The 7,032-nt window shown below is 73.1% G+C and carries 5 protein-coding genes; 4 read left to right on the plus strand and 1 reads right to left on the minus strand.

Annotation, left to right across the window (positions count from 1 at the left end; all coding sequences use genetic code 11):
• A partial coding sequence (locus ACFU7Z_RS33285) for an ALF repeat-containing protein (protein ID WP_380781623.1) occupies positions 1-1,076 on the minus strand: 1,076 nt, incomplete at its 3' end.
• Positions 1,077-1,526: 450 nt separating this feature from the next.
• Here ACFU7Z_RS33285 and ACFU7Z_RS33290 point away from each other — a divergent pair.
• The 4 genes from ACFU7Z_RS33290 to ACFU7Z_RS33305 all read left to right on the plus strand — a co-directional run bounded on the left by ACFU7Z_RS33290 (position 1,527) and on the right by ACFU7Z_RS33305 (position 6,958).
• Positions 1,527-2,054: a hypothetical protein gene (locus tag ACFU7Z_RS33290; protein WP_380781625.1), complete on the plus strand. Its 528-nt coding sequence runs from the start codon at positions 1,527-1,529 to the stop codon at positions 2,052-2,054.
• Positions 2,055-2,122: 68 nt separating this feature from the next.
• A complete protein-coding gene (locus ACFU7Z_RS33295; protein WP_380781627.1) occupies positions 2,123-3,943 on the plus strand; it encodes a trypsin-like serine protease in 1,821 nt (606 codons plus the stop codon).
• 89 nt (positions 3,944-4,032) lie between these two features.
• Positions 4,033-5,214, plus strand: coding sequence for an RICIN domain-containing protein (locus tag ACFU7Z_RS33300; RefSeq protein ID WP_380781629.1), 1,182 nt, complete (start codon positions 4,033-4,035; stop codon positions 5,212-5,214).
• Positions 5,215-5,305: 91 nt separating this feature from the next.
• Positions 5,306-6,958 carry a trypsin-like serine protease gene (locus ACFU7Z_RS33305; protein WP_380781631.1) on the plus strand — a complete coding sequence of 551 codons (1,653 nt, stop codon included), beginning with the start codon at positions 5,306-5,308 and terminating at the stop codon, positions 6,956-6,958.
• Positions 6,959-7,032: the final 74 nt, after the last annotated feature.

The following is a 7,032-nucleotide window of genomic DNA, read 5'->3' on the forward strand; positions in this document are numbered from 1 at the left end:
GGCGCCTGGCCGGCGTCCTGGCGGGCCGCGGAGGCGGCCTGGTAGGCACGCGTGGCGGCCTGACTCGCGGCCGCCGCGGCACTGGCCGCGCCGCGGGCCGCGTTCGCCGCCGTCCGGGCCGCGGCCACCGCCGTGTTGGAGGCCTGGATCGCGGTCCGCGCGGCATTGGCCGCGCCTTGCGCCGCCTCGGCCGCGCGGTTCGCGGCCTGCCCCGCCTTCACCAGGTCGTTCTTGGCCGCCTCGGCTTCCAGGGCGGCCTTCTGCGCGGCCTCCTTGGCCAGCCGGGAAGCCTCCTGCGCGCGCTCGCCCGCCGCCTTGGCCGCGTCGGTCTCGGCCTTGGCCCGCTTGCCGGCCTCCGTCGCGGCCTCGACGAGCTGGCTGATCGTCAGGGTCTCCTGGTCACGCGCACGGGCCAGCTCCAGCCCGCTCTCCAGGAAGTCCGCGATGTCGTCGGCAGTTCCGCTCAGGGCCCGCTGCGCGAGCCTCTGCACCTCGGGGCCGCCGGTCGCCATGACCCTGGCGACCTGGACCTGGTCGTCCTCCTTGCGGGCCCGGGCGAGACCCGTGCCGAGGAAGTCCGTCAGCGCCTTGGCAGAACCGTCGTTGAGCGCCTTCTGTGCCGCCTCCTGGACCGCACGGCCACCCGTGTTGGTGGTGGCGACGGTCGCCACCGTCTGGTCCTCCTTCAGGGGGGCCTGATAGCCGGTCAACACGAACTGGTGCAGCTGCTCGTCCGTACCGCTCAGCGCCTGCTGGGCGGCGGCCCGCACCCCGGCACCGGAGAAGGAGAGCATCTTCAGGACCGCGAAGCGCTCGTCCTCGGCGGTCGCCCGCCGCAGGCCGGTGGCCAGGAAGTCGCCGATCTGGGCATCGCCGCCGACCAGCGCGGCGGCCGCGGCGTCCCTGACCGCCGACCCGCCGGCCATCCACGCCTCGACCACCTGGGCACGCGCGCCCGCGGGCAGCGGCGCCGGTCCGGGATCGGCGGGGACCGCCGCCGCCACCGTCGTGCCGAAGACCGCCATGGCCAGCGACAGCGCCGTCACCGCGGTCAGCCGGGCGCGCCGGAGGCGCATAGGCGGGGACATGGTCCCGGATAATTTATCGACCATTTCTCCTCAATTCCTTGAGTGCTTTTCGACTGGAATTCGAAGCCTTTTCGGAACCGTCTACAACAACCTGTCGAACTGTCGCACAGGTCGTGAACCCACGGGCCCGATACTGAATTCACGAGCCATGCCACGGATCGAGCACGCCGGGCCGTCGAGCCGAAGAAGTGGCTGGTCAGAGACGCTTCAAGAGGGTCATGCGGCCGAGCTTGCGGATTCCGAAGGGGATCTCCGCAGGCCACTCCGCCCGCAATATTGGCTCGAACCCGACCCTTTTACGGAACTCGGCGACCGTGATACCAATAGGCCTCCGATCCGATGGCGAAGCGCCCTGCGCAGGCCCGGGCCGATGCGTCGTTTACTCCGATCACACCATTCCCTTGCCCGTGGAATTCCGTACGAGGAGGCCCCACCAGCATGAAGCCCTTGATTCGCTGCCTGACCGTCGGCGCCGTCGCCGGTGCCGTCGCCCTGACGGGTCTGACCACGGTCGGCGCCGCCCCCGTGCCCGCCGGAACCGGGACCACCGCCACCGCGGACGACACCCCGCCGCCGGCCGTCGAGGACTTCGCCTACCCGAACGCCGACAAGATCTTCCAGGAGCGCGGCATCAGGTTGAAGAGCGGCGACGGCCACATCCTGCTCGTCACCTGCGACGGCCGGCCCGGCCTGATCCAGGTGCGCGCTCGGGGCAACGCGGTCACGGACCCGGTCGGCAACGGCCAGTTCTGCTTCCAGGTCAGCGGCCCGACCGGCCGACTGAGCCTTGAGATCCCCTCCGTCTTCATGGTCATGGGCAACGACTACGCCGTACGCCTCGACATGCGGACGGGCACCGAGAACAAGTCCTTCGACGTGAAGAAGAACATCTGGACGTCGGTCGGCGAGAGCACGGACCCGCAGGGGCGCCTGTTCAGCCTGCTGGAGATCACCGCCACAGCGTGACCCCCGGTCCGCGCTTCCCCGGCGCTACCGCCACCGCCACCGCCCGGCAGACGAAGGAAAGCCACCTCATGGTTCGCTCACGCCCACGATCCGCATGGACGGCCGGGACGGTCACCGCCGCCGCCCTCGCCGGCACCCTGTTGTCCGGCACGCCAGCCCCCGCCGTCAGCGGCGACGCCACGCCCGCCGGCTCCTACGCCTTCACCGCCAAGCTGGACATCGGCAACGGCCAGCGCGCCTGCACCGGCGCCCTGGTCGACCCGTACTGGATCGTCACCGCCGCCGCCTGCTTCGCCGACAACCCCGCCCAACCGACGACCGTCCCCGCCGGCCCGCCGGCCCTCAAGGCCACCGCCACCATCGGCCGCACCGACCTCACCACCACGACCGGCCAGGTCCGGGACATCGCCGAGCTCGTCCCCCGCACCGACCGCGACCTCGTCCTGGCCCGGCTCGCCACCCCCGTCACCGACATCACCCCGCTCGCCGTGGCCACCACCGCCCCCACCCCGGGCGAGGAGCTGCTGGTGACGGGCTACGGCCGCACCAAGGCCGACTGGGTGCCCGACAAGCTCCACAGCGCCGCCTTCACCGTCGGCACCGTCGACCCGACCGGCCTCGCCATCGCCGCCAAGGCCCCCGCCGACGCCGCCGTCTGCAAAGGCGACACCGGCGGCCCCGCCCTACGACACGTCGGCGACCGCTACGAGCTCGCCGCCCTCAACAGCCGCTCCTGGCAGAACGGTTGCCTCGGCGCAGCCCCGACCACCCGCACCGGCGCGTACGAGACCCGCACCGACGACCTCGGGGGCTGGATCCAGCAGGCCGTGTCCGCCTGGTCCGCCGTGGTCGCCGCCCGTTCCGGGGGCCGCAGCACCGTCTACAACCCGGACACCAGGACCGCCGAGACCTTCGCCCTGCGCAGCGACGGCGCCATGATCCACGCCTACAACACCAACGGCGAGGGCTGGTCCGGCTGGTACGTCCTCGGCGACGGCGCGCGGTTCACCGGTTCACCGGCCGTCGTCCACAACCCGGTCACCAACACCCTCGACGTGTTCGCCACCGGCACCGACGGGTCCATCTACCGGGCGACGTGGAGCCGAGCCACCGGCTGGGGACCGTGGATCATGACCGCCGACTGGAAGTTCCGCGGCTCCCCCACCACCGTCTACAACCCGGACACCAGGACCGCCGAGGTCTTCGCCCTGCGCGCCGACGGCGTCATGGCCCACCTCTACAACACCGAAGGGGCGGGCTGGCACGGCTGGTTCACCCTCAACCCCGGAGGCGCCTTCGTCGGCGTACCGGCCGTCGTCCACAACCCGGTCACCAACACCCTCGACGTGTTCGCCACCGGCACCGACGGGTCCATCTACCGGGCGATGTGGAACCGGGCCGGCGGCTGGACACCGTGGATCATGACCGGCACCTGGAAGTTCCGCGGCGTCCCCACCACCGTCTACAACCCCGACACCAGGACCGCCGAGGTCTTCGCCCTGACCACCGACGGCACCATGGCCCACCTCTACAACACCAACGGCGAGGGCTGGTCCGGCTGGTACGTGATCGGCCCCAGCGACTGGAAGTTCGCCGGCACCCCCGCCATCCTCCACAACCCGCTCGCCAACACCCTCGACCTGTTCGCCACCGGCACCGACGCCTCCATGTACCGGGCGACGTGGAGCCGCACCGGCGGCTGGTCGGCCTGGACCATGACTGGCAGCTGGAAGTTCGGCGGCTCCCCCGCCGCGGTCTACAACCCGGACACCCGGACCGCCGAGGTCTTCGGCCAGGGCACCGACGGCGTCATGGCCCATGCCACCAAGGCCGGCGACGGGGCCTGGTCCGGCTGGTCCATCGTCGGCCAGATCCCCACGACGGGCTGACCGCACCGACTCGTACCGACCCCGGCGAACGCCCGGTACGGCGGCCCCGCCCGACGGACCGTCGCCCGCTGACCCGAAGAGGAATCCCCATGCCCCGCAAGACCCCGTCCCGCTCCTGGCGGACCGGCGTACTGGCCGCGGCCATCGCCGCCGGCGTGCTGGGCACCTGCACCCCGGCCGGCGCCGTGGTCGGCGACGCCGCGCCCGCCGGCTCCTACGCCTTCACCGCCAAACTGGACATCGGCAACGGCCGACGCTCCTGCACCGGCGCGCTCGTCGACCCGTTCTGGGTCGTCACCGCCGCCGCCTGCTTCGCCGACGACCCCGCCCGGCCGACGACCGTCCCGGCCGGCCCGCCCGCGCTCAGGACCACCGTCACCGTCGGCCGCACCGACCTCGCCACCACGGCGGGCCAGGTCCGGGACGTCGTCGAACTGGTCCCCCGCGCCGACCGCGACCTGGTCATGCTGCGCCTGGTCAACCCGGTCATCGACGTCGACCCGCTCGCCGTGGCCACCACCGCCCCCACCCCGGGCGAGGAGCTGCTGGTGACGGGCTACGGCCGCACCAGGGCCGACTGGGTGCCCGACAAGCTCCACAGCGCCGCCTTCACCGTCGGCACCGTCCAGCCGACCGGCCTCGCCATCGCCGCCAAATCCCCCGCCGACGCCGCCGTCTGCAAGGGCGACACCGGCGGCCCCGCCCTGCGCAAGGTCGGCGACCACTACGAACTCGCCGCCCTCAACAGCCGCTCCTGGCAGAACGGTTGCCTCGGCGCGGCCCCGACCACGCACACCGGCGCGTACGAGACCCGCACCGACGACCTCGGAAGCTGGATCCAGCAGACCGCCGCCCTCGACTGGACGACCCCGCTCGTCAACACCAACAGCGGCAAGTGCCTGGAGATCGACGACTCCCTCCTGACCGACGGCGCCCGCGCCCAGCAGTGGACCTGCCACGGCCTGCCCACCGCCCGCTGGACCTTCCACTGGGCCGACGACGCCTGGGAGGTGCGCAACGCCAACAGCGGCAAGGCCCTGGAGATCGAGAACTCCCTCCTGGCCGAGGGCGCCCCCGCCCAGCAGTGGACCTTCCACAGCCTCCCCACCCAGAAGTGGGACCTCGTCAAGGCCGCCGGCGGCTACGCCCTCAGGAACCGCAACAGCGGCAAGTGCCTGGAGATCGACGACTCGCTCACGACCGACGGCGCCCGCGCCCAGCAGTGGACCTTCTACGACCTCCCCACCCAGAAGTGGGCCTTCTCGTACTGACCCCCGGGAACGACCCGGAACCTGCGCCCAGAACCCGAGCCCGGAACCCGGAAGCGACCCGGGCCCGGAACCGACCCGAAGAGGAATCCCCATGCCCCGCAAGACCCCGTCCCGCTCCTGGCGCACCGGCGTACTCGCCGCGGCCACCGCCGCCGGCGTGCTGGGCACCTGCGCGCCGGCCGGCGCCGTGGTCGGCGACGCCGCCGCCGACGGCTCCTACGCCTACACCGCCCGCCTGGCGATCGGCGACGGCCTGCGCACCTGCACCGGCGCCCTGGTGGACCGCAACTGGGTGCTCACCGCGGCCTCCTGCTTCGCCGACGACCCGGCGCAGCCGCAGGCCCCGGCCGCCGGTGCGCCGAAGTGGAAGACCACCGCCACCGTCGGCCGCACCGACCTGACCACCTCCGGCGGCAAGACGTCCGAGGTCTCCGAGCTGGTGCCGTACCAGGGCCGTGACCTGGTCATGGCCCGCCTCGCGACGCCCGTCGACGGCATTGCCCCGATCGCGGTCGCCTCCACCGCCCCCGCCGCCGGGCAGCCGCTGCGGGTGCCCGGGTACGGGCGCACCAGGGACGAGTGGGCGCCGCTGAAGCTGCACACCGGCGCGTTCTCGCTCGACACGGTGAGCGCGACGAGCCTCGGCGTCACCGGCACGGGCGGCGCGGCGGTCTGCAAGGGCGACACCGGTGCCCCGGTGGTCCGCGAGACGGGCGGCAGGGCCGAGCTGGTGGCCGTCGCCTCCCGCTCCTGGCAGGGCGGCTGCCTGGGCTCCCCCGCCGGCGAGACCCGCACCGGCGCGTACGGCGCCCGGGTCGACGACGTCTCCGGCTGGGTCCAGCAGGTGCGGGCCAGGTCCTGGGGCTGGAAGACCCGGGCCCTGGTGCGCGGCGACGCCGACCTGTACCTCACGACCCGTCTCTACGACGGTTCGTGGACGCCGTACGAGGACGTCCAGGCGGCGGCCGGGAACATCGGCGGAGTGCGCGCCGTCTCCTCGGTCGGCATCGACGGCGACACCCACGTCCTCGCGCTCGGCGGTGACGGGCACCTGCACTACGCCGTCCACAACCTGGACGGCGGCTGGGGCCAGAAGTTCGTCGACCTCAACACCACCGTCGCCGACCTCGGCGGCATCACCCAGGTCTCCATCGCCAACGTGGACGGCGCCCTGCACATCGTCGTCGTGGCGAACGGGCGGCTCCTGCACAGCAGCCGCCCCGCGAACGGCCGGTGGAGCGTCTTCGGGGTGGTCACCGACGAGACCGGGCCGCTCACCGGCATCACGTCGATCGCCACCGCCGGCGTCCGCGGCGGGGAGCTGCACATCGCCGCCGTGTCCGGGGGGAAGGTCTCCCACACCCGTCGCTTCGCGTCCGGGGCCTGGTCCTCCTGGACGTCGGTCGCCGGGGCCGCCGGGGCCACCGCGCCGGTGACCGGCGTCGCCGTCACCCCGCAGGACAGGGACCTCGACGTCGCCGTCGTCACGAGCGGCGGGCAGTACCACACCGTGCGCTACGCGAACGGAAGTTGGCGGCCGTTCGACTCCCTCGCCGGCGCCGCCGGGACCAGCGTCAGCGCCGCGCCCGTCGACACCGACGCCCGGTTCGCCGTCGCCACCGCCGACAACAGGGTGCTGCTGACCTCCCGTCACGGCGACGGCACCTGGACCGCCCCGGAGTACCTCGACCTCACCGCCGTGCCCGGCAACCACACCGGCACCTCGATCAGCGCCTCCCTCTGATCACCGCACCCGTCCGGCGGGTGTGCTCAGAGCCGCGCCAGCACCACCGCGAGGGCGGCGGCGGCCAGCCAGGC

It is taken from the genome of Kitasatospora sp. NPDC057518 (assembly GCF_042802075.1).
Taxonomy (GTDB): domain Bacteria; phylum Actinomycetota; class Actinomycetes; order Streptomycetales; family Streptomycetaceae; genus Kitasatospora.